The 26281-nt window shown below is 69.3% G+C and carries 21 protein-coding genes and 1 pseudogene; 7 read left to right on the top strand and 15 right to left on the bottom strand.

Features of this window, described 5'->3' with window-relative positions; genetic code table 11:
- Nucleotides 1-207: 207 nt before the first annotated feature.
- From ACRX5W_RS23250 to ACRX5W_RS23200, 11 genes and pseudogenes are all read right to left on the bottom strand, one after another.
- Nucleotides 208-924 (bottom strand): 3'(2'),5'-bisphosphate nucleotidase CysQ, encoded by a 717-nt coding sequence (locus ACRX5W_RS23250; RefSeq protein WP_436790200.1) that lies wholly within the window; start codon nucleotides 922-924, stop codon nucleotides 208-210.
- 1 nt (nucleotide 925) lies between these two features.
- A complete protein-coding gene (cysN, locus tag ACRX5W_RS23245; RefSeq protein ID WP_436790199.1) occupies nucleotides 926-2848 on the bottom strand; it encodes a sulfate adenylyltransferase subunit CysN in 1923 nt (640 codons plus the stop codon).
- Nucleotides 2848-3753 (bottom strand): annotated as a pseudogene (cysD, locus tag ACRX5W_RS23240) (sulfate adenylyltransferase subunit CysD); the annotation flags it as partial. The pseudogene cysD and the gene cysN, both read right to left, overlap by 1 nt.
- A gap of 27 nt (nucleotides 3754-3780) precedes the next feature.
- A complete protein-coding gene (locus tag ACRX5W_RS23235; RefSeq protein WP_436790198.1) occupies nucleotides 3781-4815 on the bottom strand; it encodes a zinc-dependent alcohol dehydrogenase in 1035 nt (344 codons plus the stop codon).
- Entirely contained in the window at nucleotides 4812-5600 is a 789-nt protein-coding gene (locus tag ACRX5W_RS23230; RefSeq protein WP_436790197.1) for a sugar phosphate isomerase/epimerase family protein, read from the bottom strand. Before ACRX5W_RS23230 ends, ACRX5W_RS23235 begins: the two co-directional genes overlap by 4 nt.
- On the bottom strand, nucleotides 5597-6823 hold the full coding sequence (locus ACRX5W_RS23225; protein ID WP_436790196.1) for an MBL fold metallo-hydrolase: 1227 nt from the start codon (nucleotides 6821-6823) through the stop codon (nucleotides 5597-5599). The genes ACRX5W_RS23230 and ACRX5W_RS23225 overlap by 4 nt, the downstream gene beginning before the upstream one ends.
- The gene (locus ACRX5W_RS23220; protein WP_436790195.1) at nucleotides 6820-8085 is read right to left on the bottom strand and encodes a sulfotransferase family protein; all 1266 of its coding nucleotides are present in this window, start codon (nucleotides 8083-8085) and stop codon (nucleotides 6820-6822) included. Before ACRX5W_RS23220 ends, ACRX5W_RS23225 begins: the two co-directional genes overlap by 4 nt.
- Complete coding sequence (locus ACRX5W_RS23215; protein WP_436790194.1) at nucleotides 8082-8888, bottom strand: SDR family NAD(P)-dependent oxidoreductase; 807 nt, start codon at nucleotides 8886-8888, stop codon at nucleotides 8082-8084. The genes ACRX5W_RS23220 and ACRX5W_RS23215 overlap by 4 nt, the downstream gene beginning before the upstream one ends.
- A gap of 577 nt (nucleotides 8889-9465) precedes the next feature.
- Complete coding sequence (locus ACRX5W_RS23210; protein WP_436790193.1) at nucleotides 9466-10212, bottom strand: succinate dehydrogenase/fumarate reductase iron-sulfur subunit; 747 nt, start codon at nucleotides 10210-10212, stop codon at nucleotides 9466-9468.
- Entirely contained in the window at nucleotides 10209-12155 is a 1947-nt protein-coding gene (locus ACRX5W_RS23205; RefSeq protein WP_436790192.1) for a fumarate reductase/succinate dehydrogenase flavoprotein subunit, read from the bottom strand. The genes ACRX5W_RS23210 and ACRX5W_RS23205 overlap by 4 nt, the downstream gene beginning before the upstream one ends.
- Before the next feature lies 1 nt (nucleotide 12156).
- A complete protein-coding gene (locus ACRX5W_RS23200) occupies nucleotides 12157-12825 on the bottom strand; it encodes a succinate dehydrogenase cytochrome b subunit (RefSeq protein ID WP_436790211.1) in 669 nt (222 codons plus the stop codon).
- A gap of 128 nt (nucleotides 12826-12953) precedes the next feature.
- On the opposite strand from ACRX5W_RS23200, the gene ACRX5W_RS23195 reads away from it, so the two are divergent.
- The gene (locus tag ACRX5W_RS23195; RefSeq protein WP_436790191.1) at nucleotides 12954-13922 is read left to right on the top strand and encodes a LysR family transcriptional regulator; all 969 of its coding nucleotides are present in this window, start codon (nucleotides 12954-12956) and stop codon (nucleotides 13920-13922) included.
- Between the two features lie 298 nt (nucleotides 13923-14220).
- On the opposite strand, the gene ACRX5W_RS23190 is transcribed toward ACRX5W_RS23195, so the two are convergent.
- Complete coding sequence (locus ACRX5W_RS23190) at nucleotides 14221-15045, bottom strand: SDR family oxidoreductase (RefSeq protein ID WP_436790190.1); 825 nt, start codon at nucleotides 15043-15045, stop codon at nucleotides 14221-14223.
- A 78-nt stretch (nucleotides 15046-15123) separates the two neighbouring features.
- On the bottom strand, nucleotides 15124-16326 hold the full coding sequence (locus ACRX5W_RS23185; protein WP_436790189.1) for a cytochrome P450: 1203 nt from the start codon (nucleotides 16324-16326) through the stop codon (nucleotides 15124-15126).
- Nucleotides 16327-16578: 252 nt separating this feature from the next.
- Between ACRX5W_RS23185 and ACRX5W_RS23180 the strand changes: the two genes are divergently transcribed.
- From ACRX5W_RS23180 to ACRX5W_RS23155, 6 genes are all read left to right on the top strand, one after another.
- On the top strand, nucleotides 16579-18216 hold the full coding sequence (locus ACRX5W_RS23180; RefSeq protein WP_436790188.1) for an AMP-binding protein: 1638 nt from the start codon (nucleotides 16579-16581) through the stop codon (nucleotides 18214-18216).
- 73 nt (nucleotides 18217-18289) lie between these two features.
- A complete protein-coding gene (locus ACRX5W_RS23175) occupies nucleotides 18290-19135 on the top strand; it encodes an amidohydrolase family protein (RefSeq protein WP_436790187.1) in 846 nt (281 codons plus the stop codon).
- The gene (locus ACRX5W_RS23170) at nucleotides 19132-20346 is read left to right on the top strand and encodes an amidohydrolase family protein (protein ID WP_436790186.1); all 1215 of its coding nucleotides are present in this window, start codon (nucleotides 19132-19134) and stop codon (nucleotides 20344-20346) included. Before ACRX5W_RS23175 ends, ACRX5W_RS23170 begins: the two co-directional genes overlap by 4 nt.
- Nucleotides 20347-20426: 80 nt before the next feature.
- Nucleotides 20427-21236 carry an enoyl-CoA hydratase/isomerase family protein gene (locus ACRX5W_RS23165; protein ID WP_436790185.1) on the top strand — a complete coding sequence of 270 codons (810 nt, stop codon included), beginning with the start codon at nucleotides 20427-20429 and terminating at the stop codon, nucleotides 21234-21236.
- Nucleotides 21237-21295: 59 nt separating this feature from the next.
- Nucleotides 21296-22429, top strand: coding sequence for an acyl-CoA dehydrogenase family protein (locus tag ACRX5W_RS23160; protein ID WP_436790184.1), 1134 nt, complete (start codon nucleotides 21296-21298; stop codon nucleotides 22427-22429).
- The gene (locus ACRX5W_RS23155) at nucleotides 22393-23943 is read left to right on the top strand and encodes an acyl-CoA dehydrogenase family protein (RefSeq protein WP_436790183.1); all 1551 of its coding nucleotides are present in this window, start codon (nucleotides 22393-22395) and stop codon (nucleotides 23941-23943) included. The genes ACRX5W_RS23160 and ACRX5W_RS23155 overlap by 37 nt, the downstream gene beginning before the upstream one ends.
- Here ACRX5W_RS23155 and ACRX5W_RS23150 read toward each other — a convergent pair.
- Both ACRX5W_RS23150 and ACRX5W_RS23145 read right to left on the bottom strand, forming a co-directional pair.
- The gene (locus ACRX5W_RS23150; protein ID WP_436790182.1) at nucleotides 23886-25274 is read right to left on the bottom strand and encodes an ABC transporter substrate-binding protein; all 1389 of its coding nucleotides are present in this window, start codon (nucleotides 25272-25274) and stop codon (nucleotides 23886-23888) included. The genes ACRX5W_RS23155 and ACRX5W_RS23150 overlap by 58 nt on opposite strands.
- A 289-nt stretch (nucleotides 25275-25563) precedes the next feature.
- On the bottom strand, nucleotides 25564-26280 hold the full coding sequence (locus ACRX5W_RS23145; protein WP_436790181.1) for a 3'(2'),5'-bisphosphate nucleotidase CysQ: 717 nt from the start codon (nucleotides 26278-26280) through the stop codon (nucleotides 25564-25566).
- Between the last annotated feature and the right edge of the window lies 1 nt (nucleotide 26281).

The raw sequence follows: 26281 nt of genomic DNA, 5'->3' as shown, positions 1-26281 counted from the left end.
CGACGGCCGTCGCGTATCCCGGCGTATGTGACTGACGGATGGCGGAATGGGGTGCCTCCCGGTCGCCTTGCTCGTCTGCAACCGAGCCTCGTCGGCCACCGAGGTGCGCTCCCCCGGGACCCCTTGGAGGTGAGTGGGGACCCCGGGGCAAGCGCGCGGTCGGGACATTCCGGGGCAGCCCGGAATGTCCCGACTGTTGGTGTTTCGCTATTCGTCGCGCAGTGCGTCGAGCACCGCATCGGTCAGTTCCGGCCGGCAGATCAGCAGGTCGGGCAGGTAGGGGTTGGGTTGGTTGTAGCGCAGCGGTGAGCCGTCGAGGCGGGAGGTGTGGAGTCCGGCTGCTGCGGCAACCGCGACGGGGGCGCAGGAGTCCCATTCGTACTGGCCGCCGGAGTGGGCGTAGACGTCGACGTCGCCGCGGACGACGGCCATCGCCTTCGCACCGGCCGAACCCATGGGCACGAGTGCGGCGTCGAGGCGTCGGACGAGCTGGTCGACACAGGCGGGCGGCCGGGTACGGGAGACCGCCAGCCGAATCGGGCCGGGCACGGCAGGCGCGAGGATCGGCGGTTCCCCGGTGTGCAGGACGAGTCCGGCCGCGGGCAGCGCGACCGCTCCGGCGACGGGGGTTCCTTTGACCGCCAGGGCCACATGCACGGCCCAGTCGGCGCGCGGCGGTTCGCCGTATTCGCGGGTGCCGTCGAGGGGGTCGACGATCCACACGCGGTCGTGCTGGAGACGGATGGGGTCGTCGGCGCTTTCCTCCGACAGAATCGCGTCGTCCGGACGTGCGTGTGCCAGCAGGCGCAGCAGCAGTTCGTTGGACTCTCGGTCCCCTTGTTTGCCGCCGCCTTCGGTGCGGATCTTGCGGAGCAGGGCGCCGGCTTGGGCGGCGAAATGTGCAGCCGCGGCATGGTCGTCCATGTCAGGCTCCGGTGGGTGGTGCAAGAACGCCCGCCTGCCTCAGGTGGGCGATGACCTGGTCGGCTGCGGCTTCGGCGGATTGTGTGCCGCCGGCGTCGATGTGGACGTCGGGGCTCGCCGGCGGTTCGTAGGGGGAGTCGATGCCGGTGAAGTTGGTGAGTTCGCCGCGGCGGGCTTTGGCGTACAGGCCCTTGCGGTCGCGGGCTTCCGCGACATCCAGCGGGGTGTCGACGTGGACCTCGATGAACTCGCCGTCGTCGAGCAGTCCCCGCGCGAGGGCGCGTTCGGCGCGGAAGGGGGAGATGAACGAGGCCAGGACGATCAGGCCGGTGTCGGCCATGAGGCGGGCGACCTCGGCGACGCGGCGGATGTTCTCCACGCGGTCGGCGTCGGTGAACCCGAGGTCCTTGCACAGTCCGTGGCGCACGTTGTCGCCGTCGAGGAGGTACGTGTGGAAGCCCTCGCTGTGGAGCTTCTTCTCGACCAGGTTGGCGATCGTGGACTTGCCCGCGCCGGACAGGCCGGTGAACCACACCACCGCCGGCCGCTGCCCCTTCTGCCGTGCCCTCGCCTGCTTGTCCACGTCGACAGCCTGCCAGTGCACGTTGTCCGCCCGCCGCAGCGCGAAGTGCAAAAGCCCCGCCGCGACAGTGGTGTTCGTGAGCCGGTCGATGAGAATGAACCCGCCCATGTCCCGGTTCGCGGTGTACGGGTCGAACGGCACAGGTCGGTCGAGGTTGAGGTTGCACACCCCGATCTCGTTGAGCTCCAGCGTCCGCGCGGCGGTGTGTTCGAGGGTGTTGACGTTGACGGTGTACTTGGGGCGGGCGACGGTCGCGCCGACGGTGCGGGTGCCGAGTTTGAGGAGGTACGAGCGTCCCGGCAGCATGGGTTCGTCGCTCATCCACACCAGGTGGCACTCGAACTGGTCGGCGACTCCCGGCGGTTCGGACGCGGCGGCGATGACGTCGCCGCGGCTGACGTCGATTTCGTCGGCGAGGGTCAGCGTCACCGACTGCCCTGCGCGGGCGAGGTCGAGGTCGCCGCTGCGGGTGACGATGCGTGCGACCGTGGACTCCCGTCCGGACGGCAGGACGCGTACGCGGTCACCGGGCGCGACGGTGCCGCCGGCGATCTGGCCGGAGAAGCCGCGGAAGTCCAGGTCGGGGCGGTTGACCCACTGGACGGGCAGACGGAACGGGCCGGCGGAGGCATCGTCGGCGACCTCGACGGTCTCCAGGTGCCCGATCAGCGAAGGCCCTTGGTACCAGGGGGTGTTGGTGCTGGGTTCGGTGATGTTGTCGCCGCGCAGCGCGGACATCGGGATGCAGACGATGTCGGTCAGCCCGACTTGGGCGGCGAACTCCCGGTACTCGGCTTCGATCCGCTCGAAGACCTCCTGCGAGTAGTCGACCAGGTCGAGCTTGTTGACCGCGACGACAACGTGCCGGATGCCCAGCAGCGACACCAGGTAGCTGTGCCGCCGGGTCTGGGTCAGCACGCCCTTGCGGGCGTCGATCAGGATGACGGCGAGGTCGGCGGTGGACGCGCCGGTGACCATGTTGCGGGTGTACTGCTCGTGCCCCGGGGTGTCCGCGACGATGAACTTGCGGCGCTCGGTGGAGAAGAACCGGTACGCGACGTCGATGGTGATGCCCTGTTCCCGTTCGGCGGCGAGGCCGTCGACGAGGAGGGCGAAGTCGAGTTCTCCGCCTTGGGTGCCGACCGCCTTGGAGTCCGCTTCGAGGGCTGCGAGGTGGTCGGAGAAGACCAGCTTCGAGTCGTACAGCAGCCTGCCGATCAGGGTGGACTTGCCGTCGTCGACGCTGCCGCAGGTGATGAACCGCAGCATCGACTTGCGCTCGTGCCGGCGCAGGTATTCCTCGATGTCCGAGGCCACCAGGTCGTTCGTGGTGTGCGCCATCAGAAGTACCCCTCTTGCTTCTTCTTCTCCATGGATCCGCTGGAGTCGTGGTCGATGACGCGGCCCTCGCGTTCGGAGCCGGTGGTCAGGAGCATCTCCTGCACGATCCCGGTGAGGGTGTCGGCGGTGGACTCGACCGCGCCGGTCAGCGGGTAGCAGCCCAGCGTCCGGAACCGCACGCTCCGCTGCTGCGGCACCTCCCCGGATTTGAGTGGCATCCGGTCGTCGTCGACCATGATCAGCGCGCCGTCGCGCTCCACCACCGGCCGGGGCGCGGCGAAATAGAGGGGGACGATGGGTATCTGTTCGCGGTGGATGTACTGCCACACGTCCAGCTCGGTCCAGTTGGACAGCGGGAACACCCGCAGTGACTCGCCCTGCTGTTTGCGGGCGTTGTACAGCCGCCACAGTTCCGGGCGCTGCTGCTTGGGGTCCCACCGGTGCGCGGCCGAACGGACCGAGAAGACGCGTTCCTTCGCCCGGGACTTCTCCTCGTCCCGCCGCGCGCCGCCGAAAGCCAGGTCGAACCCGTGCAGGTCGAGCGCCTGCTTCAGGCCCTCGGTCTTCCACATGTCGGTGTGGACCGCCGAGCCGTGGTCGAACGGGTTGATGCCCCGTTCCACACACTCCGGGTTCCGATGCACCAGCAGGTCGACGCCGAGTTCGGCGACGAGCTTGTCGCGGAACTCGTACATCGCCCGGAACTTCCACGTGGTGTCCACGTGGAGCAGCGGAAACGGCGGCTTTGAGGGGTGGAACGCCTTCATCGCCAGGTGCAGCATCACCGAGCTGTCCTTGCCCACCGAGTACAGCATCACCGGCCGCTCGGCCTCGGACACCGCCTCCCGGAAGATCTGGATGCTCTCCGCCTCAAGGCGCTCAAGGTGTGTCAGTGGTGGCATGTGACTGGTGGTCCTGTTCGTTTCGGCGGCTCAGGCGAGCCGCAGTGCGACGCGGACCGTGTCGCGGCCGGGCGTCTTGCGGGTCAGGAGGGAGAAGGCCTGCTCGAACTCCTCCAGGCGGAAGGTGTCGCCGAGGAGTGCGGCGGTGGGGACCTTGCCCTCGTTGATCAGGGCGACCGCGCCTTGGGTGTCGAGGCCGGCGCCGGGGTGCAGGGTGATCCGGCGCGTGGGAATCCAGTCGCTGTGGAAGCCCTCCAGCGGACGGTCCTTCATCCCGGCGACGACGACGTGGCCTCCCTTGTGGACGAGGTCCATCGCGAGGTTCAGTGTGATCGGGTGCCCGGCCGCCGCGTCGACGACCACGTCGGCCATCGCATTGCCGGTGATTTCGCGTACGCGCTCGACGGGGTCTTCGACGTCCACGTCGATGACGTGGTCCGCGCCGACCTTGAGCGCGGCGTCCAGCCGGAACCGGTCCTGTGACTTGCCGGTCACAATGACCGCGGAGGCTCCGGCGGCGCGGGCCGCGACGATGGTGGCCATGCCCATGTGGCCGGGGCCCTCGATGACCACGACGTCGTCCTTGCGGACCGGGGCCACCCAGGTCACCGCACAGCTCAGCGGCTCGAAGACGGTCAGCTCCTCGGCGGGCAGGTCGTCACGGATGCGGAACACCTCGGAGCCGGGGAGGAGTTCGAGGTGTTCGGCGAATCCGCCGTACAGGCCCGAGCCTTCGTCGACGGAGAAGTCGTGGCCGTAGATGCGGTTGCCGTTCGGGGTGATGAGGAGTTCGCGTACGGCGACGCGCTCGCCCTCCCCGACACCCCAGGCCCTGGCTGTCTCCGCGTCGATCTTCTCGATGCGGCCCACGATTTCGTGCCCGGCGATGGACGGGAACGCGCCGCCGAACGACGTGTGCACGTGGCCCTTGAAGTGGTCGATGTCGCTGTGGCAGAGGCCGGTCGCCTCGACGCGCAGGATCGCGCCGCCGGGTTGCGGGTCGGGCACCGGGAGATCGCGCAATTCCCAGGTTTCGTCGCCGTTGAAGACGATGGCGCGGCTCATGGCAGGACCCTTTCGAGGATGGCGTTGGCCCGCTCGACGCTGCGGCGGGTCGCGGAGTCGTGTCCTTCCGCGTCGATGCGGGGGCCGACGATTTCGATCTCGACGGCGCCGGTGTAGCCGGTCTCCAGCGCGGTCGTCACGAAGGCGGCGATGTCCAGGCCGCCGTCGCCCGGAACGGCCCGGCCGGGCGTTCCGGGCAGGGCGTCGGCGATCTGCACGACTGCGATGTCCGGCCCCGCGCTCCGCACGACGTCGTGGAGGCCGGGTTCCATCCAGCAGTTGCCGAGGTCGGTGATCACTCCGATGCCTGCGCGGCGGGCGACGTCGATGCCGCCGGCGAGAGTGTTGACGAACGACCGGTCCGCCCGCAGCGTCGGCTCGATGGCGATGCGTACGCCGCGCGACTCGGCGTATTCGACGCATGGTTCGACGGCCCGGGCAAGCACCGCGGCGAGCTCGTCGACGGAACGCCCGTCGCCCGCGCCTGGGGTGAAGTACGGCGTGCCGCCGATGTCCGCGGCGACGTCGATCGCCCGTTTGACGAAAACCCGCGTGGAGTCCCATGTTTCGGGAGCGGCGAGGTCGAAGTTCCCGGTGATGACAGTCGTGCCGCTGATGCCGCGCTTCTTCAGCGCGGCCAGCGCATCGGCGAGACCGTGGGCCTCCAGTTTGGCGAGGATCAACCCGGCCTGGCTGATGCCGAGTTCGTCCCACAGCGCGAGGTCCTCGGCGAACGTCCACGGATGCGTGCACATCGCGCTCACCGAAAGCCGGGCGTGGGTCACGACAGTTGCTCCTTGGTGTCGCGGATCTCGGCTTCCAGCCACCGGACTTCGCTGAAGTTCTCACGCCCGCTGAGTTCCAGCAGCAGTTCGTGGGCGCCGAGCTTGACGGACAGCGCGGCACGGTTGTCGGGCTCCTGCGCGAGCACCAGGTCGACGAAGTGCAGGGCCTCCACGGGCCGTCCGGCGGCGAGATGGGCCTCGGCACGTTCGACGAACACCGCGGTGCCGCCTGAGAGTTCGACGAGTTCCGCGCCGATGCCGGACAGGGGGAGGTTGTAGAGCTCGGTGGTCGACTCGTACCGGAACCAGCCGGCGTGCTCCTCCCAGATCGACCGGACGATCCACGGCAGCTTGCCGTGCCCCTGCGGGATGTCGAGTTCGGGCGGGAGCGAGGCCTCGGCCATGAGGGTCCACAGGTCGGTGCCCGCGTTCATGCCCTCGATCGTCTTCTCACGCAAGTACTCGGTCGCGTCTCGGACTTGCGTGAGCCTCCGCCGGATCTCCTCCGCGCCTCGTACCGGTTCGCCGTGGCCGGTGACCAGCGTCTCCGGCTCCAGGCCTATGACCCGGTCCACCGACTGGATGAACGAGATGGCGCTGCGGTACTTGTCGCCGCGGATGGTGTACAGGTTCGGCACGTGCCCGAACAGCGGACCGGTCATGTTGCCGGTGAACACCGTGCGCTCGTCAGGGAGCCACACCACCAGCGAGTCGGTGGTCTCCCCGCCCGGCGTCGCGTACAGCTCGAAGCGGCGCCCGCCCAGGGTGAAGGTGTGGCTGTCGAGGAACGGGATGGTGACCACCGGCTCGGGCGGCTGGTACGTCGGATCCACGTTCGTGACGTCGCGGCTCCACAGCCGCCTGCTGCGGCGGGCGTAGAACGGCTGGAGGCGCCGGAAGTACTCGCGTACGTTCGTGTGGTCGGCCTGCGCGATCGTGTCGACACCCGGCGCGGTGATCTGCGACCAGCCGCCGACGTGGTCCGGGTGGCCCTGCGTGAAGACGATCACCCGCAGCGGTCCGTCGCTGACCCGCGCGAAGCGCTCCTTGATCTGTTCGGCCTCGAAGTACATGCCGGTGTTGATCAGCACGTCGCCGTCGGAGGTCGTGACCAGGTAGCTGTTGGAGATCCCCTTCGACGCGAAGATGCCGTTGCCGAGCGGAACCGCGTCTTGCGGGCCTTCGCCCTCTTTCACGATGAGGGCGTTGAGCGGCTGCTTCATTTCCCGCCCCCCTTTCCGGTCTCGGGTCGGATGCCGACCGCGTCGGTGTAGAACGCGAACCGCTCGCGCAACCGGTCGGTGTCCAGCCCGAAGTCGCCCTCCAGGTCGTAGACGACCCGGCCGCGCTTGCCGCGCGGGTGCGCGGCGATGTACGCGTCGATGTCGGCGGTGGTCTCGTCGGTCACCGGCAGACCGGCCTGGTCGAGGACCTGTGTGGCCGTCCTGATGTCGTCGGCGACCATGTCGGCGAACATGACCTCGACCAGTTGCCCGGACGGAACCAGGTGCCGGTCGCGCAGATAGCTGCGCAGCATGCGTTCGATGCGGTCGACCCAGTAGTCGACGTGCGCGTCGATGTCGGGTACGCGCTGGCCGGCCTTGAGGGCCAGGCCGCGCATCGTGAGCAGCGAGGTGAGGGTGGCGACGGGGTCGCGGTGGATCATCACGACCGTGGCGTCCGGGTACGTGGCCATGAGCGGGCCGAGTTGTTCCGCGTGCTGGTTGGACTTGAGCATCCAGCGCCGGTCGTCGGGGAACTGATGGGCGATCAGTTTGAGGACGTCGCGCATGTAGCGGTAGTGCGGTGTCTGGTCGGTGGCCAGGTAGTGGTCGCGGAAGCCGGGTACGCGGGCCATCCATTCCCACTGGTAGCTCGCGAAGTCCGGTATTTGGAGCTCGTTTTCGCCGCACGCGTGGTCGGGCGAGTGCTCGTGCATCGCGGCCATGATCTCGTTCGAGCTCAGGCGGGCCCACCGCTCCTCCGCCCTGGCGTAGCGCGGGTCGGCGCCGTCCGGGGCGATCTGCTCGTGCGGGTTCGGTGCGGGCTGCGTCGCGAGCCAGACCGGGAGGTGACGCAGGCGGCGGTCGGAGGCGACCAGATTCTCCAAGTGGGTGCTGCCGGAGCGGGGCAGCGCGATCACGTTGACCGGCCGGTCGATCGGCACGGCCTGCGACTCGGGGTGCGTCGTCCAGAAGTATTGGATGAACAGGCGGTTCGCGGCTGCCTTGACGCATTGCTCGACGAACGCGGCCTTGTGTGTCTTCCACACGTTGTCGTCGGCCTCGACCTCGCCCAGCAGAGCGCCGAGCCGTTCGACGAAGTCGAGCGGACCGAAGTCGTCCAGGCCCGCCCGCTGCCGGGCGGCTTCGAGGACGGCGCCCACGCTCATGTCGAGCGGCTGCGACTCGGCGGCTTCCAGCGCCGCGCGCTCCTCGGGGCTGCGCGTGTCCTCGCGCATGCCCTCGACGCGGAGAACTTTCACGGCCACAGCGGAACCTCCGTGATGTCGGTCTTGCCGGCGTTGGCCATCCAGCCCCCGTCGATGACGACGAGGTCCCCGGTGTGGAAGCGCGACCAGTCGCTCATGAAGTAGACGCCGATGCCCTCGAAGTCCTCGGCGGTGCCCATCCGGCCCGAGGGGTTGTACCGGCGTATGTGCTGGGCGCGAGGGCTGTCCTCGGGGATCCGCACCGTCTCGCTCACCGTGTGGCCGGGACACACGACATTGCTGCGGATGCCGTACCGGCCGGCCTCGACGGCGATGCCGCGCGACATCGCGGCCATCGCGCCCTTCGACGCGTTGTAGTGCTGCATCCCGGGGCTCCCGGTGAGGGCGGACAGGCTCGCGCAGAACAGCAGCGACCCGCCGGGGTCGCCCGCGTCGTACCGCGCCTTCATGTGCCGCGCACCCTCACGCACCGTCAGGTACGCGCCGTGCAGATTCACCGCGAGCAGGCTGTGCCACGCGGTGCTGTCCATGTGCAGGAAGCTGCCCTCGTTGCGCATCATCCCGGCGTTCGCGATGACCCCGTCGACGCGGCCCATCTCCTCGACCGCCTCGGCCATCGCCGCCACGACGCGGTCCTCGTCACAGACGTCGACCTCCTGGGTGAACACCCGGCCCCCGAACTCGGCCAGCGACTTCGCCGCCTCCGCGTTCTTCTCCGCCCGTCGCCCCCAGATGACGACGTCGCCGCCCGCCCGAGCCACGCCGCGGGCGAAAGCCAGACCGATACCGGCGTTGCCGCCGCTGATGAGGACCACGCGGCCCGCTAGATTGAACATAGGTACTTTGCTATAGCAAAACAAGATTTGCAGTCAAGTGGTTAGGTTCAAGCCGCATCACAGCCGAGGGCCGAGCCGCACAGGGGATCTCCGACTCGTCATCGCCGCCCGCCAACGTGCAGTCGACCGTGCCGGAGAACAATCCGCCCGACGCCCTGTACGAGAAGGTGAACCGGCATCCCTTCGGAAACCGCCGCGGAACCGAGACGCACGCCGGACACGGGCGTCGGCCCGGCGCACCCGTTGGCTTGATCAGCGCCGGCGGCTCACTCGCGAATCGACCCGGAACGGGCGCGGCACCTGTCCGTCGCACCAAATGCGATCCGCAGGGCGAACGCTCCGTGGATTGAAGGCCGTGGAAACCCGGTCAGGCAAGCAAGGTCGCGGTCCGTCCGTGACCGCGGACCGGGTGTGCGAAGCGTGGTGCTTACGCTGGACCGTCCCGCGCTCACCCATGGAACGGCCGTGTGCTTCGGGTCCGTCACGCAGCCGTCCGCGGTGGCCGTCGTGCGTGTAGACCGGGCACGTGCCCGGAACTCATCGCCGCGCCGGGGGTGTTTCGGACGGACTGCGGCGGTCAGCGGTCGACCTTGCGGATCGCCCGCAGCCACTCCTTGTTCATCGCGCTGATGGACGGCAGAGGTATGCCTTTTGGGCAGGCGGTCGCGCATTCGCCGGTGAGGGTGCAGCCGCCGAAGCCCTCGGCGTCCATCTGCGCGACCATGTCGAGGACGCGGGTCTCGCGTTCCGGTGCGCCTTGGGGGAGGGCGCCCAGGTGGTTCACCTTCGCCGAGGTGAACAGCATCGCGGAGCCGTTCGGGCAGGCCGCGACGCAGGCGCCGCAGCCGATGCATTCGGCGTGTTCGAAAGCGCGTTCGGCGGCGGCTTTGGGGACCGGGGTGGCGTGCGCCTCTGGGGCCGAGCCGGTGGGGGCGGTGACGTAACCGCCGGCCTGGATGATGCGGTCGAGGGCGGTGCGGTCGACGACGAGGTCCCTGACCACGGGGAACGCGGCGGCGCGCCACGGTTCGACGTCGATCGTGTCGCCGTCGCGGAAGGCCCGCATGTGGAGCTGGCACGCGGTGGTCCGCTCGGGGCCGTGCGCGTCGCCGTTGATGACGAGACTACAGGCGCCGCAGATGCCCTCGCGGCAGTCGTGGTCGAAGGCGACGGGTTCCTCGCCGCGCAGGGTCAGGTCCTCGTTGAGCGTGTCGAGCATCTCCAGGAACGACATGTCGGGGGAGACACCGTCGACTTCGTAGGTGGCCATGGTGCCGGGGGCGTCGGCGTTCTTCTGCCGCCAGACGCGGAGGGTGAGCTTCACGTGTAGCTCCGCTGGGTGGGGTGGACGTATTCGAAGGCCAGGTCTTCCCGGTGCAGGACGGGTGCCCGGCCGGTGCCGGTGAACTCCCAGGCGGCGACGTACGAGAAGTCGTCGTCGTTGCGGGCGGCTTCGCCGTCGGGTGTCTGGGACTCCTCGCGGAAGTGGCCCCCGCAGGACTCGGTGCGGTGCAGGGCGTCGAGGCACATGAGCTCGGCGAGTTCGAGGTAGTCCACGACGCGGTTGGCCCGCTCCAGCGACTGGTTGAACTCGTCGCCCGTTCCGGGGACTTTGACGCGGCGCCAGAACTCGTCGCGGATTTGCGGGATGCGATCGAGTGCCTTGCGCAGTCCCTCGTCCGTGCGGGCCATGCCGCAGTACTCCCAGAGGAGTTCGCCTACTTCGCGGTGGAACGAGTCGGCTGTGCGGTCGCCGTCGACACCGAGGAGCCGTTCCAACCGGCCGGTGGTCTCGCGCAGTGCGGCCACGGCGGCCGGGTGTGTGTCGTCGACGATGCCGGCGTGCGGCGTGCGCGCGAGGTAGTCGTTGACGCTTGCCGGGACGACGAAGTAGCCGTCGGCGAGCCCTTGCATCAGCGCGGACGCACCGAGCCGGTTCGCGCCGTGGTCGGAGAAGTTGGCCTCGCCGATCGCGAAGAGCCCGGGGACGGTGGTCCGGAGGTCGTAGTCGACCCACAGGCCGCCCATCGTGTAGTGCACGGCGGGGTAGATGCGCATGGGGACGCGGTACGGGTCCTCGGCGGTGATCCGCTCGTACATCTCGAAGAGGTTGCCGTACTTCTCGGCGACCTTGGCGCGGCCCAGGCGCGCGATGGCGTCGGCGAAGTCGAGGTACACGCCCTGGCCGCCGGGCCCTACGCCGCGGCCCTCGTCGCAGACGTTCTTCGCGGCGCGCGAGGCGATGTCGCGCGGCACGAGGTTGCCGAACGACGGGTACGCGCGTTCGAGGTAGTAGTCGCGCTCGTCCTCGGGGATGTCGCCGGGCGCGCGCCGGTCCCCGGCCGTTCTGGGCACCCAGATGCGTCCGTCGTTGCGCAGCGACTCGCTCATCAGCGTCAGCTTGGACTGATGGTCGCCGGTGCGCGGGATGCAGGTGGGATGGATCTGGGTGAAGCAGGGGTTGGCGAAGTACGCGCCGCGCCGGTGGGCGCGCCACACGGCGGTCGCGTTGGAGTTCACGGCGTTCGTCGACAGGTGGAACACGTTGCCGTAGCCGCCCGACGCGAGGACGACGGCGTCGGCAAAGTGTGTGGATATTTCACCGGTGACCAGGTCGCGGGCGACGATGCCGCGCGCCCGGCCGTCGGCCACGACCAGGTCGAGCATCTCCGTGCGGGCGTGCATCTCGACGGTCCCGGCCGCGATCTGCCGGGACAGGGCCTGGTAGGCGCCCAGGAGAAGTTGCTGTCCTGTCTGGCCGCGGGCGTAGAAGGTGCGGGAGACCTGGACGCCGCCGAACGACCGGGTGTCGAGGAGGCCGCCGTACTCGCGGGCGAAGGGGACGCCCTGCGCGACGCACTGGTCGATGATCTCGACCGAGATCTCGGCGAGGCGGTGGACGTTGGACTCGCGGGAGCGGAAGTCGCCGCCCTTGACGGTGTCGTAGAACAGCCGCTGGATCGAGTCGCCGTCGTTGCGGTAGTTCTTGGCGGCGTTGATGCCGCCCTGCGCGGCGATGGAGTGCGCCCGGCGAGGTGAGTCCTGGTAGCAGAACTGCACGACGCGGTAGCCCTGTTCGCCGAGCGTCGCGCCCGCGGAGGCACCCGCGAGGCCGGTCCCGACGACGATGACGGTGCGCCCCCGCCGATTGGCCGGATTGACCAGTTTGGCCTCGAAGCGGCGGCGGCCCCAGCGTTCGGCGATCGGCCCTGCCGGGGCACGGGTGTCGGCGATCGGCTCGCCGGCGGTGTACTCGGGGTAACCCATGTCAGCTCACCACTCCGGTCATGACGGCGACGGGGACGGAGACGAAGCCCACGAACAGCACGGCCGCGAGGATGTCGGCGACGCCGGCGAGGACGCGGTCGCGCGCGGCGCTGCCCGCGCCGAGCGTGTGCGCGGCGCTGCGGAAGCCGTGCCGGACGTGCAGCGCGACGGCGAGCATCGCGACGATGTAGATGAGGTTGCCGTACCAGGTGGAGAAGGTCGCGACGACGTTTTCGTACGGGTGTCCGGCCTGCGCGTTCTCGTTCACCGTGAGCGTGGTCAGGTCGAGGATGTGCCACACGACGAACAGGCCGATGATGACGCCGCCCCAGCGCATGGTCCGGGTGGCATAGCTCGCGCGGCGGCGCGGGTGGGCGTACCGCATCGGACGCGCGTCGATGTCGCGGCGGCTCAACTGGTACGCGGCGACGCCGTGCAGCACGACGGACGCGACCAGCACGACGCGAACGGCCCACAGGCCCCAGTGGCTGTGCAGGACCGGCTCGCCCATGTGGCGCAGCCAGTGGCCGTAGCCGTTGAACTCCCCGGGGCCGAAGAAGATCTTGAGGTTGCCCATCATGTGCGCGACCAGGTAGCCGAGCATGATCAGGCCGGTCACGGCCATGACCGCCTTCTTGCCGACGGAGGAGTGCCACAGCGAACGCGTCATGGACGGCCGTCGGTCCGTCCTGGTAGCGAGAGCCATGCTGCCGACGGTAGGTGCGCCGTCATCAGAGGTCCAAGACATGATCCGGCTCATGTCAATAGGCAATATCTATTGTCGGTTAGAGTGCGGGCATGCAGTTCCAGCAGCTTGTGTACTTCGTCGCCGTCGCCGAGACCCGGCACTTCACCCGGGCCGCCGAGCGAGTGCACGTCTCCCAACCCTCGCTGTCACAGCAAATCCGGGCGCTGGAAAACGAGTTGGGCGCGCAGTTGGTGAGCAGGGCGCGCGGCAACATCGCGCTCACCGAGGCGGGCGAGGCACTCCTGCCCCTGGCACGCCGGATCCTCGCGGACGCCGACACCGCACGCCTGGAAGTGCAGGAGCTCGCGCAATTGCGGCGCGGCCGGGTACGCCTCGGCGCCACGCCGAGCCTGTGCACGGGCCTGCTGCCGGAAATCCTGCGGACCTTTCACGACATGCATCCGGGGATCCGCCTGCTCATCGAGGAAAGCGGTTCGCACGACCTCGTCCGCGAACTCGCACGAGGGGCACTGGACCTCGCCCTGGTGGTCCTGCCGCTGCCCAGCCCGTCGCCCGCGCTGACGACGGTGGAACTTCTGCGGGAGGACCTCGTCGTCGTGACGTCGGCTGCGGCTCCGGTGCCCGGAAACGGACGTGCGGTGCGCATCGCGGACCTGCGCGACGAGCCGATGGTGATGTTCCGGCACGGCTACGACCTGCGGGAGCTTACCGTCGCGGCATGCCGCGCGGACGGTTTCGAACCGACGTTCACCGTCGAGGGCGGTGAGATGGACGCCGTGCTGGGGTTCGTGCGGGCGGGCCTGGGTACGGCGGTCGTGCCGCGCATGGTGGCCGCACGGTCCGGCCCGGATCTGCGCGTCACCCCGCTCGCCGCGCCGGGCCTGCGGCGCACCATCGCCCTGGCTCACCGCAGCGACGTGGCCCCGCCCCGCGCGGCCCGCGAACTCCAGAAGGTCCTGCTGGCATCACACCGCGACAAGCGGGATCCGCTCGACAGGCACGACGGAAACGACGGAGACGACGGGCGCGGCAAGCGTCCGGACCAGGACGACGCGTGACGCGGGCGGGCGAGCGCGTCACGTGGGAGGGAGCGCGACTCGCGGGAGGCCGAGCGCGGACGAGTGCCTCGGCTTCCGCGCCCGCCGGGGGTTGCGGTCTGGCAGTGCTGCCCTCGGGCCGCTGCCGGGCGCTGCGGTGTGGCACTGCTCCTTCGGGACCACTGCCGGACCTTGCGGGTCTGCCGGTGGTCCCGAAGGCGGTGACGGCAACCGAACCGGTTCGGACCGAGTCGCGCGTTCGCGGGGGATACCGCGCAGCCGCCGGCTTGTCTGTCGGGTCGACAAGCGGCGGTGGGCGTCAGTTCGCCTCGGTCTCCGTTGCCGGTATGCGCGGGATGACGGTCATGGACGGGATCGAGCTGGTGCGTCCGAAGCGGAGCACCGACGAGACGGCGTCGACGATGTGGGCGACGTCGACGAAGTTCCCGGTGACGTACCCGAGTCGTGCCCACTCCGTGATGGCTCGGCCGAACACCTCCGGATCGGCGTTGTCGGCGATGCCGGTGGCGGAGTCGCCCTCGCCGCCGAGGCAGTCGCCGATCGTCAGGCGGGTGAAGCCGACTTCGGGGTGCTCGATGCGCCATACCTCGACGAGCTTGTCGAGTGCCGCCTTGCTCGTCACGTACGCCCCGAGGTAGGCCCACGGCGGTCCGAGGGACGCACTGATCGACGACAGGTAGACCGCGGCGCCGCCCGAAGCGGCCAGGTGCGGCAGCGCGGCGGCCGTCACCAGGGACGCGCCGGTCACGTTGGTCGCGAACATCCGTCCCCACACGTCCGCGTCGGTGCCCTCGACCGGTGCCACCGCCCACGCGGCCGTGGCGAACACCAGGCCGTCGACACCGCCGAGGGCATTTGCGGCGTCGGCGACCGCGGTACGGCAGGAATCCGGGTCGGTGACGTCGCACGCGGCCGGGAAGGCGTGTTCACCGGCTTCCTCCGCCGCGGCCTTGAGCCGGTCGAGCCGTCGGGCGAGCAGGGCCACGTGCGCGCCCTGGGCGGCCAGGCCCAGGGCGATGCTGCGGCCGATGCCGCTGGAGGCGCCCACCACGATGACGCGCATCGGGCGGACTTCCCGGCCGCCGTCCCGCACGCCGTCGTCCGAAACACTGTCGCTGGTCACACCGCCGCCTTCGTGTCGTTGACTGTGCGGCCGAACACGGCGACCGCGTGGGGAACTTCGCGCCGGATGCCGCCGGCGTCACCCGAGGTGGATCGGGACGGAGGCGAACCCCCGGACCGTGCTGGTCTGGACCGGGACGAGCTCGGACTCGTCGATCTCCCACTCCGGGAACCTCGCGAGCGTGCCGGCCAGCGCCGCGCAGCCCTCCAGCCGGGCGAGTGCCGCGCCCAGGCAGTAGTGGGCGCCGAAGCCGAACGTGATGTGCCGCTGGATGTTGCGCCGCACGTCGAAGATGTCCGGATCGGTGAATTCGCGCTGGTCCCGGTTGGCGCTGCCGTTGAGCAGCAGCACTTTGGAGCCGGCCGGGATGTCGACGCCGTGCGCGGAGAAGTCGCGCAGCGTCCAGCGTCCGTTGACCGGGGACGGCGCCTCATAGCGCAGGATCTCCTCGATCGCGCCGGGCACGAGCGACGGGTCGTCAACCAAGAGCCGCCGCTGGTCCGGGTGTTGGGCCAGCGTCACTGCCGTCCAGCTCAGCAGCCTGGCGACCGTCTCCACCCCGGCACCCGCCAACAGCACGACGAACAGCGCCACTTCGTCATCCGTCAGCCGGCGCCTGACATTGTCCTCTTCGATCTCGGCGTCCACGAGAGTGCTGATCATGTCCTCGCCGGGGTGCCGCCTGCGCTCCTCGATGAGTTTCGTGGCGTAGGCGTGGACCTGGAGCGAGGCGTTCAGCGAGGTGGGGTTCATCTGCTCGGTCTGCCCCTCCTCCCGGTGCAGCATCTCGTCGAACCAGCGGCGGAGCATGTCCCGCTCGTCCTCGGGGATGCCGAGCATGTATCCGATGACCATCGGCGGCACCAGGGCCCCGAACTGCTGGACATAGTCGAAGCCCGACGAGCCGACCAGGGGGTCGAGGCAGCGGTCGACGAGCGTTTCGATGTAGGAGTTGAGCGCGGCTATCCGGCGTGGCGTGAACGCCCGGCTGACCAGCTTGCGCATGACCCCGTGCTCGGGCGGGTCCATGAAGATCACGGACGGGAAGGCCGTCGGCTCGTCCAGGGTTTCGAGCTGGACGCCGTGCGTCGAGCTGAACGTCGCCGTGTCGTGGTAGCCGTTCCAGACATCCTCGAAGCGGCTCAGCGCGTAGAACCGGTACCTGTCGTTCCAGTAGACCGGCTCTTCCTCGCGCATTCGCCGCCACGTGGCGTGCACTGTCCGGTCGATCTGCACGTCGAACGGGTCGTAGTAGATCGGTGACACCGTCTCGACACTCATCGACACCTCCACTCCCCTGGGCAGTCGATGCAGAAGGTGTACTAGAAAGATCTAAATATTCCAAGGGGTTGTGCGGCGGTTCTTGCGCGCTGCGTGTGGTCGTCCCCGTGCTCCCGGGCAGACCCTCCAACCTCGTGATCATCGCGCTGCGGGAAGGTGGCGACGGTGGCTTCGCGGGCGCTTCCGCGTCTTGTATAGATCTAGAGGTTTTGTCTAGCATGCGCGCCACGACCAGGTGCCCGAGGAGTCCGCATGGCAGCGAACGAGTGGTCCCTGCCCGCCGTACTTGACGTCGTCACCGACGCCGTACCCGAGCGCGAGATGCTGGTGTGGACCACGGTCCGCCGCACATACGCGGAGGTGCGGGAGCGGACCCGCCGCCTCGCCGCCTGCTTCCAGGGCCGCGGGCTCGGCGTCCGCCGCGAGCGCGCCGAGTTGCAGCGCTGGGAGTGCGGCCAGAGCACGGTGGCGCTCGTATTGAGCAACTGTCCCGAGTACGTCGAGACCATGATCGGCGCCTACCGGGCGCGCGCGGTGCCGTTCAACGTCAACCACCACTACGCGCCCGCCGAGATCGGCGCGTTGCTCGACCAACTCGGCGCCGAGGCCGTTGTCTACCACCGCCGTCTCGGCCCGAAGCTCGCCGCGGCGGGTGCCGCGCGAGGCCGCGTGCTGGTCGATGTGGACGACGGCTCCGGCGTCGCGCCGCTGCCGGGCAGCACCGCGTACGAGGAGGCTCTGGACGCCGCGACCAGGACGGACGACCTGCCCGTGCCGTCACCGGACGACCTCTACCTCGTCTGCACCGGCGGCACCACCGGCACACCCAAAGGCGTCCTGTGGCGGCAGGCCGACGTCTACGTATCCGGCGCGGGCGGCGTCGAGGGCGCCACCCGCGAGCTGATCACCTCGATCGCGCGGGGCGGCGGCCTGGGGACGTGGTTCGCGGCGCCCCCGCTGATGCACGGTGCCGCGCAGTGGACCGCGTTCGCGGGGCTGCACAACGGCGCGACCGTGGTCCTGCACGACGATTCCAAGGCGTTCGACGCGCGCGGCATCCTGGAGACGATCCAGCGCGAACGCGTGACGATGATGTCGATCGTCGGCGATGCCTACGCTCGGCCGCTGGTCGACGAGATGCGCGCACGCACCTACGACCTGTCGTCGCTGACCCGTCTGGCCACCGGCGGCGCGGCGACGAATCCCGTGCTCAAGCGGGCCTTGCTCGACATGGTTCCCCACCTCACGATCGTCGACGGGTACGGCGCGTCGGAGACCGGGGGCATGGCCTTCGGCTCCTCCACCAAGGACAAGGAGACCCGCGAGTTCACGCTCTCGCAGGGCGCCGCGGTGCTGTCCGTGGACCGGTCGCGGTTCATCGAGCCCGGGAACGACGAGATCGGCTGGACCGCGCGTACGGGCCGCATCCCGCTCGGTTACCTCAACGACCGCGCGGGGACCGAGGAGACCTTCCCGGTCATCGGAGGGCAACGCGTCTCCGTCCCCGGCGACCGGGCCCGGTACGCGGCGGACGGGACGATGGAGATGCTCGGGCGCGACGCGATGGTCGTCAACACCGGCGGAGAGAAGGTGTTCGCCGAAGAGGTCGAGGAAGTGCTGCGCCGGCACCCCGGCATCGCGGACGCGCTCGTGGTCGGCAGACCGAGCGACCGCTTCGGCCAGGAGATCGTCGCACTGGTCCAGCCACGCCCGGGGGCGTCGCCGTCGCCCCGCGAGGTCCGCGCGTACGTCGCCGACCGGATCGCCCGCTTCAAGGCGCCGCGCGCGGTGCTGCTGTGCGACCGGATCGGGCGGCACGCCACCGGAAAGGCCGACTACACGTGGGCGCGGCAGGCTGCGCTCGACGCGTTGCCCGCCACCGCGTCGTAGCCGCTGCGGGCGGCCGGCCCGCACACGCCGAGGATCCGGGTGGATCCGGGAGTGAGAAGCAGAGAGGACGTTCATGGCGACTGTGACCAGGGCGATCGACTGCCTGGTGAACGTGAGCATGGTCAAAGGCGACAAGCCGCCCGACTGGATGGTGCGGGTCAAAGAGGACTACTTCAAAGGCGGCGAGTCGTTCCTCAAGGACGCGGACTTCGACCAACTCGTCGACGAGATGGACCGGTTGGGGGTTCGCCGGGCGATTCTGACGAGCAGCGTGCGGGACGGAGCCGCGTCCAAGGCCCGCGAGTTCGTGGAGAAGGCACCCGAGCGGTTCTCGCTCGGCATCGGCGGGTTCGACCTGCTGCGTCCCATGAAGACCGTACGCGTGCTGTCCGAGACCGCGGCCAACGCTCCCGTCTCGTACGCGTCGGTCGGCCCGAGTTTCTGGGGCGACGGCAACTACCCGGCGAGCGACGCCGTTTACTACCCGCTCTACACCAAGGCGTGCGAACTCGACCTGCCCGTCACCGTGAACACCGGCCTGCCGGGGCCGCCGCTGCCGGGGGAGGCGCAGAATCCGATCCACCTCGACCGCGTGTGCCAGCGGTTCCCCGAGCTGAAGCTGTGCATGATGCACGGCGCCGACCCGTGGTGGGACCTGGCGATCCGGCTGATGGGCAAGTACGCGAACTTGCACCTGATGACCTCGGCGTGGTCGCCGAAGCGGCTGCCCGAGTCGCTGCTGCACTACATGCGGACCCGCGGCAGGAACAAGATCATCTTCGCGTCGGATTCCCCGGTGCTGTCGATCACCCGCACGGTCACCGAAGCGTCCCGGCTCGACTTGGAGCCCGAAGTGCTCGACGCCTACCTGTACGGCAACGCCGACCGATTCTTCTTCGACGGAGGGGGAGACCGGTGACCACCGCCGCAACGAGGCAGCAGGCCGCCCGGGGGACGTACACGCTGCCCTTCGACAGCGACAACCACTACTACGAGACCACCGACAGCTTCACCCGACACCTGGACCCGGCCATGGGGAGTCGCGGCATCATGGTCGTCAAGCACGGCACGCACACCCAACTCCTCGCCGGGGGAAGGCTGTTCGAGTTCATCCCCAATCCGACCTTCGACCCGGTCATCGTCCCGGGCTGCCAAGACCTGTTCTTCCGGGGCAAGGTCCCGAAGGGCGTCGACCCCCGCAGTCTGATGAAGGTCGAACCGCTCGACCCCGCGTACCGGAACCCCGCGCTGCGGCTGGAGGTGATGGATCGTCAGGGGCTATCCGGTGCCCTGCTGTTCCCCACACTCGCGTGCGGTGTCGAGGAGGCGTTGCGCGACGACGTCGGCGCGACGATGGCGAGCGTCACCGCTTTCAACACCTGGTTGGACGAAGACTGGGGCTACTCCCACCAGGACCGCATCATGACCGCCCCGATGCTGTCGTTCGCCGATCCCGACGAGGCGGTCGCGGAGATCGACAGGCTCGTCGGGCGCAACGTGCGGATCGTGTCGGTCCGTCCGGCGCCGGTGCCGATCGGCCACGGCCGATCCCGCTCGTTCGGACACCCCGACTACGACAAAGTGTGGGCCAAGCTCGTCGCGCACGACATCCCGGTCGGCTTCCACCTCAGCGACAGCGGCTACCACAAGTTCGCCGCCTTCTGGGGAGGCCCCGAGCGGTTCGCCCCGTTCCGCGTCTCCAACCCGCTCGGCCAGGTCCTCGTCGCCGACCGCGCGATCCACGACACGATGGCGAGCCTCATCATGGACGGCGTCTTCGCACGCCACCCCCGGCTGCGGGTCGCCAGTGTCGAGAACGGCTCCGACTGGGTGCACCTGCTGATCAAGCGCCTGCGCAAGCAGGCGAACCAGACGCCGAGGGTGTTCGCCGAGGACCCGGCGGAGACGATCCGCAGGCACGTGTGGGTCACCCCCTACTACGAAGAGGACATTCGCGCGCTCGCCGACACCATCGGCGTCGACCGTGTCCTGTTCGGCTCCGACTGGCCGCACGGTGAGGGGTTGGCGAACCCGACGGACTTCGTGCACGAACTGGAGGGCTTCACCGAATCCGAGACCGACCGGATCATGCGTACGAATGCCCTGGACCTGCTCGGTATCGATCACTGACGGTCGGATCTCGCACAGGCCGGCCGTCGCGGGGCAGCACAGCGCACCGGGGCAAATGGCGGGCGAGGAAAGGAAACGCGATGGGCGACACCCTGATCGAGCGGTTCGACGGCGTGGTGCGGGTCACGTTCAACCGCCCCGACAAGAAGAACGCGCTGAACGCGGACAACTGGCTCGACCTCGCGCGCGTCCTGGACGAGGTGGCCAAGGACCCGGCCGACCGCGCGCTGATCCTGACCGGCGCCGGCGGGTCCTTCTCGGCGGGTGCCGACCTGTCCGGCGGCGGTGACGGCGCGCGGAACGGCGAGCGGCGCGGTCTCACCGGCGGCAGGCTCCAGCCGATCCTGCACGAAATGCGCGCCGTGAACGACATCATCGCCCGGCTCCAGGGACTGCCCAAGCCGACGCTCGCCGTCGTGGACGGAGTCGCCGTCGGGGTGGCCCTGGGGCTGGTGCTGGCGTGCGACCTCGTTCTGGCGAGCGACCGGGCCCGCTTCTCGGAGGTCTTCGTCAAACGCGGGCTCGCCCTGGACGGCGGCAGCTCATGGACGCTGCCGCGCGCCGTGGGGATCCGCAGGGCCAAGCAGATGGCGTTCTTCGGCGACATGGTGCCCGCGGACCAGGCGCTGGCATGGGGACTGGTCAACGAGGTGGTGCCCGCCGACGTCCTCCAGGACGAAGGCGCGCGATGGGGCCGCCGCCTCGCCGCCGCGCCCACGACGGCGGTGAGCCTGATCAAGCGGCTCCTCGACGACAGTTCGCAGACGAGCTTCCAGCAGGCGCTGGAGAACGAGGCCCGCTCCCAGCACATCGCGTACACCACGGACGACATGCGCGAGGGCGTGGCCGCGTTCCTCGAACGCCGCGAGCCCCGCTTCACCGGCATCTAGGCATTCAAGGGCGGGCCCTCGCACGCGCCCCCTGCACCGGCTGGGAGATCAGGAGCCCCATGAGCACCGATCTGATTCTGCAACCGACCGATGAGCAACGGATGATGGTCGACACGACCATCCGGATCCTCGAATCCGAAAGCCCTCTCGAAGCCGTGCGGGCGGCGGCCGAGGGATCCGAGCCGAGTAGCGCGAAACTCCGTCACAAGCTCGGCGATGTCGGCTGCTTCGGCGTCCTGGTCGACGAACTCCGGGGCGGCGGCAGCGCGTCGGGCAACGGTGTCGTGGATGCCGCCCTCGTCGCGGCCGAGCGCGGCGCGAGACTGCAACCGGGACCGTACGTGGGCACGAGCGTGACGGCACACACCCTGTCTCGGATCGGCAGCCAGGCCTGGCACGGCGTGTTGGGTACCCTTGTGTCCGGGCACGCGGCGGCGACCTGGGCGGTCGGAGGGCTGAACGGCCATGCGCTGAAGGTCTGTTCCGAGGGCGACCACCTGGTCCTGGACGGCGTGGCCGAGGCCGTCCAGGACGCCGATGAATGCGACCACCTGCTGGTCGGTGTGGCCTCCGCTACAGGCGTGGTGCACGTCATGCTGGGCCTGCCCGATCCGCGCGTCACGCTGACCAGACTCGGCGGGATCGACATCACGCGACGCTTCTTCGACGTCCGAGTCGACCGCGTCGCCATCCGGTTCGGCCACACCCTGGCCCAAGGCGAAGCGGGACGCACACTCCTCGACCGGCAGATCGCCGTCGCCGCCGTTCTCGGCGCGGCCGAAGCGGTCGGCGCGATGGACAGCGACTTCCGGCTGGCCGTCGAGTACGCCAAGACACGCATCGCCTTCGGACGCCCCATCGGGTCCTTCCAGGCGGTCAAGCACCTGCTCGCCGACACCGGACTGAAGCTGGAGATGGCCAAGGCCCTGGTCGCCGACGCCGCGTTCGCGGTCGGCCGTGAGAGCGAAGACTCCGCGGTTCTGGCGAGCATGGCGAAAGCGTTCGTCGGAGAAAAATCGATCGAACTCGCACACAACTGTTTCCAGGTCTTCGGCGGAATCGGCTACACGTGGGAACACGACCACCACCTCTACATGCGCCGCCTGGCCTCGGAGGCCCAGCTCTTCGGATCGCCGGCGTGGCACCGGCGTCGCGTGTGGGATCAGGCGTCCAACACCCCTACCCATCCCTAAAATTTCCGCCGCTGTCCCGGCTTCGACGGATCGGAGCACTTATGTCTGAGCGTCTTCCGCAGATCGTCGAGTACCGGCGCGAGGCCCGCAACTGGCTGGAGTCGAACCTCGACAAAAAGGAACACCACGCGCCACGCCCCACGATCACCGGCAACGGCGACATCTCCGAAACCAAACTCGCCGCACAGCGTGCGCTCCAACGCAAACTGTTCGACGCCGGCTACGCCGGGATCTCCTGGCCCGCCGAATTCGGCGGCCAGGGACTGCCGAAAACCTACGAGCGGGCCTTCGCGGCGGAAGCCCGCGGCTTCGTGCTGCCGAATTTCGGCGTCGCCGGGCGCACCACGTTCGGCGTGTGCGCGATGACGATGCTCGCGCACGCCTCACCCGGATTCCTGAAGCGTCACATTCCGCGAATTCTCGCCGGGGAAAGACTGTTCGCGCAGTTCTTCTCCGACCCCGAGGCCGGATCCGACCTCGCGGGCGTGCGTACGCAGGCGGTCCGCGACGGCGACCGGTGGATCCTCAACGGCTCCAAGATCTGGAGCAGCGGTGCCTACTACGCCGACTACGGGATGTGCCTCGCGCGGACCGACTGGGACGCCCCGAAACACCGCGGGCTCACCTGGTTCGCGGTCCCGATCGCCGCCGACGGCGTGACCGTGCGGCGGATCAGGCAGATCAACGGCGACGCCGAGTTCTGCCAGGAGTTCTTCGACGACGTCGTGCTCGGCGACGAGGACGTCATCGGCGAGGTCGACGAGGGCTGGGCGGTCGCCCGCACGATGCTCCTCTTCGAACGCGGCGGGGGCGCCACCGAGACGGTCGCCCGCGGCACAGGCGACGCCCGCGTGCTCGCCCCCGATCTCGTCGACCTCGCGGCGACGGCCGACCGCCTCGGCGACCCGGCGGTCCAACAGGCGATCGTCCGCAGGCACATCGACGACATCGCGCGCCGCGGGCTCGACCGCCGTATCGCTTCGGTGGTGAGCGCCGATCCGGTGCGAGGGAGCGCCTTCGCGTCGTACGGCAAGCTGGCGTCGGGGACGTTCGACCCGATCCGCGCGAACACCGCCTTGGAGATCGCCGAGGGCGCGGCCACGACATGGCCCGTCGACTCCGATACCGGCAGGCCGCCCCGCGTCGCCCTCGACTGTCCTCGACAGCCGGTTCATGGCCATCGCCGGCGGCACCAACGAAATGCAGCGCAACAGCATCGGCGAACGTGTTCTCGGGCTGCCGCGCGAGCCGTCGTTCGACACGGAGCGGCCGTTCCGGGAAGTGATCAGGTCGGCGCGGAACTGGTCCGGCAAGGTCGGCTGAGGCCGGCACGGAGAGTTGCGCGAATGCCGGGCCCGAACACGCCTGACACGCCGACGCCGACGCCGAGGCCGTGGGACGAACCGTCCGTCCCACGGCCTCGGCGTCACCGTCAGGGCTTCGCCGGTCGATCGCGCTACTTGAGGTCGGCGATGGTCTTCCCGACGTCGGCGAGCGTCACGGGCTTCGGGTAGTTGCCGGTGAGCCGGACCGCCGGCGCGTCACAGCGGTACGCGCCGCTGTTGGGTTTGAAGTCCGCCGGTTTCCAGCCGTCCGTCGTCGCGATCATGACGTTGTAGCAGGTCACCGGTGCGTCCTGCCGTGACATGTCGAGCGGTGCCTGCAAGCCGCCACCCGTCCACGCCGTCTCCTTCGTCGCGGCTTCGTACACGCATTTGCGGGTGAGGGCGTCGCCGCAGCTCGCCGCCGACTTGGCGAACAGCAGCCAGGACGAGAACGCGCGGAAGGACATGCTCGACACCTCCGCACCGGGCGCGTACTTGGCGTACAGGTCGATGACCTTCTGCGTCGCGGGGTTCCGGTCGGCCAGTTCCAGCGGGTGGAACCCCTGGAGATCGGTGACATTGTTCTGCGCCGCCAGTGCCTGGCCGCCGGTGAGGTCGATGAAGGCGTCGAGGTAGGCGCTGCTGTTGGCGTCGATCCAGTCGAGCTTGTAGTCGATCGTCGTCAGGGCCTGTTCCAGCTTGGCGAGCTGGGTGTACTGCCCCATGAAGACCAGGCCCTTGACGTTCTTGCTCTTGATCGACTGGGCGTACGGCATCCAGTCGGACACACCTGCCGCCGGATACAGGTCGTTGTAGGTCACGGTGCCGCCCGCGGCCTTGACGCCCTCCTCCGCCATGGAGACGAGGATCTTCACCGGCCCGGAGTCGCCGCCGATCATGCCGACGGCACCGGCCGAGGCGGGGTACGCCTCCTTCAGCAGCCACTGGTACAGCCCCGCGAAGGACATGTACGAGCCGCTCCCCGGCTGTATGGACACCTGGAGCCCGGCATCGCTGTTCTCCAACGACACCGTCTGGGCGGGGAAGTCCGGCAGCAGGCACGACAGGCGGTCCTTGACACCCATGTTGTCCAGTGCGGCGCCCCCGCCGACGAGAGCGAAGTCGTCGCGGCACGCTTCGGCCATCCGCTGGCGAACTTCCATCATCTTGGTGTCGTGGACGTTGGCGACGAGCCTGCGCCCGTCGATTCCCCCGGCGTCGTTGCACCACGACGTGAACACCTTTGCGGCGTCGAGGAATTCCTGCTTCTTCGTGAAGCCGACGTCGCTGAATACGCCGACCTTGATCTCGTCGGTCGTGACGCCCTGGGCCGGCGCGCCGGTCGTCTCGCCGGCCTGGCAGACGTTCTTCAGGTCACCGAAGTCCGCGTCGACGGCGGCCTGCTGGGTCCCGGCGGTGGCGGGTGTCTGTTCGTCGGACCCGCCTCGGTCCGAACAACCTGCCGCCGCGAGCAGTGCGGCGGTCGCCAACGCGGCGACGAGGGGTCTTCTTGCTCTCACGGGGCTGCCTCCTCAGGGCTGGTCCCACAAACCCACGAATCCCACAAATGCGATGTACGTGATTGCGGTACGCCCGCCGGGCGGAACAGCCTGCACGCTGCGCCGGCGGGTCGGAGCTGTCTGAGCCTTGGTGCTGTGGAGCTTTTGGTGCCATTCGTTTCGAGTGCGTTTTCTCCTTGCCTGACGTCCCTCCGAGCCGCGCGGCAACCGGACGACGACCCGCCCCGTACACGGGATCGGCCGTGCCGGGCCCGACTCTGTTGCCTGAGGGTCGGGCCGGGACCGGTGGTCAGGCGTCGCGCAGTGCGTTCAGCACGGCGCCGGCCAACTCCGGGCGGCAGATGAGCAGGTCGGGCAGGTATGGGTCGGGCTCGTTGTAGCGCAGTGGCGACCCGTCGATGCGGGAGACGTGCAGCCCGGCCGCCGCGGCGACGGCCACCGGGGCACACGAGTCCCACTCGTACTGGCCGCCGGAGTGCGCGTACACGTCCACCTCGCCCCGCACCACCGCCATGGCCTTGGCGCCGGCCGAGCCCATGGGCACCAACTCGGCGTCGAGTCGGTCGAGAAGGTGGTCGACGCACGCGGGCGGACGCGTCCGCGACACCGCGAGGCGAATGGGGCCGGGGACCGGGTCCGCGAGAGTCGGCGGCTCGCCCGTGTGCAGCACCAGGTCGGCTGCGGGCAGGGCCACGGCGCCCGCCGCGGGGATGCCGTCGACGGCGAGCGCGACGTGCACCGCCCAGTCGTCGCGCGGCGGTTCGCCGTATTCGCGGGTGCCGTCGAGGGGGTCGACGATCCACACGCGGTCGAACGTCAGGCGCATCCGGTCGTCGGCGCTCTCCTCCGACAGGATCGCGTCCTCGGGACGTGCGTGTGTCAGCAGGCGCAGCAGCAACTCGTTGGACTGCCGGTCGCCTTCCTTGCCGCCGCCTTCGGTGCGGATCTTGCGCAGCAGGGCCCCGGCCTGGGCGGCGACGGCGGCTGCGAGAGTATGGTCGTCCATG

The sequence above is a fragment of the Yinghuangia sp. YIM S10712 genome (genome assembly GCF_051388935.1).
Classification (GTDB): domain Bacteria; phylum Actinomycetota; class Actinomycetes; order Streptomycetales; family Streptomycetaceae; genus Yinghuangia.
This window is presented reverse-complemented; position numbering and strand designations above follow the sequence as displayed.

Bases quoted from the DNA above. Each gene is read 5' to 3' on its own strand.
- ACRX5W_RS23175 (WP_436790187.1), top strand. From the start codon at position 18,290: ATGGCGACTGTGACCAGGGCGATCGACTGCCTGGTGAACGTGAGCATG.
- ACRX5W_RS23185 (WP_436790189.1), bottom strand. From the start codon at position 16,326: ATGAGTGTCGAGACGGTGTCACCGATCTACTACGACCCGTTCGACGTG.
- cysN (WP_436790199.1), bottom strand. From the start codon at position 2,848: ATGGCGCACACCACGAACGACCTGGTGGCCTCGGACATCGAGGAATAC.
- ACRX5W_RS23205 (WP_436790192.1), bottom strand. From the start codon at position 12,155: ATGGGTTACCCCGAGTACACCGCCGGCGAGCCGATCGCCGACACCCGT.
- ACRX5W_RS23195 (WP_436790191.1), top strand. From the start codon at position 12,954: ATGCAGTTCCAGCAGCTTGTGTACTTCGTCGCCGTCGCCGAGACCCGG.
- ACRX5W_RS23200 (WP_436790211.1), bottom strand. From the start codon at position 12,825: ATGACGCGTTCGCTGTGGCACTCCTCCGTCGGCAAGAAGGCGGTCATG.
- ACRX5W_RS23235 (WP_436790198.1), bottom strand. From the start codon at position 4,815: ATGAGCCGCGCCATCGTCTTCAACGGCGACGAAACCTGGGAATTGCGC.
- ACRX5W_RS23160 (WP_436790184.1), top strand. From the start codon at position 21,296: ATGAGCACCGATCTGATTCTGCAACCGACCGATGAGCAACGGATGATG.
- ACRX5W_RS23225 (WP_436790196.1), bottom strand. From the start codon at position 6,823: ATGAAGCAGCCGCTCAACGCCCTCATCGTGAAAGAGGGCGAAGGCCCG.
- ACRX5W_RS23180 (WP_436790188.1), top strand. From the start codon at position 16,579: ATGGCAGCGAACGAGTGGTCCCTGCCCGCCGTACTTGACGTCGTCACC.
- ACRX5W_RS23165 (WP_436790185.1), top strand. From the start codon at position 20,427: ATGGGCGACACCCTGATCGAGCGGTTCGACGGCGTGGTGCGGGTCACG.
- ACRX5W_RS23145 (WP_436790181.1), bottom strand. From the start codon at position 26,280: ATGGACGACCATACTCTCGCAGCCGCCGTCGCCGCCCAGGCCGGGGCC.
- ACRX5W_RS23215 (WP_436790194.1), bottom strand. From the start codon at position 8,888: ATGTTCAATCTAGCGGGCCGCGTGGTCCTCATCAGCGGCGGCAACGCC.
- ACRX5W_RS23250 (WP_436790200.1), bottom strand. From the start codon at position 924: ATGGACGACCATGCCGCGGCTGCACATTTCGCCGCCCAAGCCGGCGCC.